This window comes from Alteromonas lipotrueiana (assembly GCF_019249245.1).
Lineage (GTDB): Bacteria > Pseudomonadota > Gammaproteobacteria > Enterobacterales > Alteromonadaceae > Alteromonas > Alteromonas lipotrueiana.
This window is the reverse complement of sequence record NZ_JAESDK010000038.1, coordinates 1-1,433: the sequence shown is the minus strand read 5'-3', so window position 1 is coordinate 1,433 and position 1,433 is coordinate 1. Positions and strand designations below refer to the sequence as shown.

The 1,433-nt window shown below is 45.4% G+C and carries 2 tRNA genes and 1 rRNA gene; all 3 read right to left on the bottom strand.

What is annotated here, in order from left to right:
* A 23S ribosomal RNA gene (locus tag JK130_RS16520) occupies nucleotides 1-618 on the bottom strand; the annotation flags it as partial.
* A gap of 287 nt (nucleotides 619-905) precedes the next feature.
* Nucleotides 906-981: transfer RNA gene (locus JK130_RS16515), tRNA-Ala, on the bottom strand.
* Between the two features lie 110 nt (nucleotides 982-1,091).
* Nucleotides 1,092-1,168, bottom strand: a tRNA-Ile gene (locus JK130_RS16510).
* Between the last annotated feature and the right edge of the window lie 265 nt (nucleotides 1,169-1,433).

Below are 1,433 nucleotides of genomic sequence, written 5' to 3'. Positions count from 1 at the left end.
GCTCCCACTGCTTGTACGTATACGGTTTCAGGTTCTATTTCACTCCCCTCACAGGGGTTCTTTTCGCCTTTCCCTCACGGTACTGGTTCACTATCGGTCAGTTAGGAGTATTTAGCCTTGGAGGATGGTCCCCCCATATTCAGTCAAGATAACACGTGTCCCGACCTACTCGATTTCACATTTAATTCGTTGTCGTGTACGGGGCTATCACCCGGTATCGCGCCACTTCCCAGAGGCTTCCACTAACTTATAAAATGCTTAAGGGCTAATCCCCGTTCGCTCGCCGCTACTAGGGGAATCTCGGTTGATTTCTTTTCCTAAGGGTACTTAGATGTTTCAGTTCCCCTCGTTCGCCTCTCATAGCTATGTATTCACTATAAGATACCTGTACCTCTAACTTACCTTATCGACCTACAACATGTTTTGTCGTTGTGGGCTTTTACCGTTACCGTCGGTAACGTTATATAAAGTAGGTTAGAGGTACAGGTGGGTTTCCCCATTCGGACATCTGTGGCTCAAATGCATTTTGTCGGCTCACCACAGCTTTTCGCAGACTTACACGTCCTTCATCGCCTCTAACTGCCAAGGCATCCACCGTATACGCTTTGTCACTTAACCATACAACCCCAAGCAGCCTTTTGACTTCTGCTCTAGGCGGTGACTTAACACCTGCTGTACGATGACAAGCTAATCGATAAATCGCCTTGTTATCAAATAAAGATTGATAACAAGTAATTTAAGTCAAGTAGAGAGTAGCGTGATTGAAAGAACATCTTTCGATATTCGTTTCTCAGTTACTCAATTTTGATTGATTACTAATTAATATCAGCTTTCCAAATTGTTAAAGAACATATCGTGGTTGTTTCAACCACTTCTAAAGACACTTTATAAAATGTATTTAGAAGTGGTGGAGCTAAGCAGGATCGAACTGCTGACCTCCTGAATGCAAATCAGGCGCTCTCCCAGCTGAGCTATAGCCCCAAAACCATCTACTACGCTTATTAGCGCATTTCTTTCTTAGGCAAGGCGATGACGCGCGTAGTGTGCACATAGCACATAAGCGTGACATTAACGAAGCATAAGGAAGAAATTGGTAGGCTTGGGCAGACTTGAACTGCCGACCTCACCCTTATCAGGGGTGCGCTCTAACCAGCTGAGCTACAAGCCTATTGCTTGGTCTTTATCGCTCATACTGCTTTGCTGTGAAATTTGCTTGGTCACAATCAGACGATTGCTCCCTACGACAAATTTCTCGCTGCGTTGTCTGACCGACAAATCCGCTACGCAATACCCAGCTAAAGCTGCGCATTACGCCAAACGTTCTTTTTTATAACAAGACTATCTGTGTGGACACTGCGCTAAGAGCGCTCGTCGATTCTTTTGGTAAGGAGGTGATCCAACCGCAGGTTCCCCTACGGTTACCTTGTTACGAC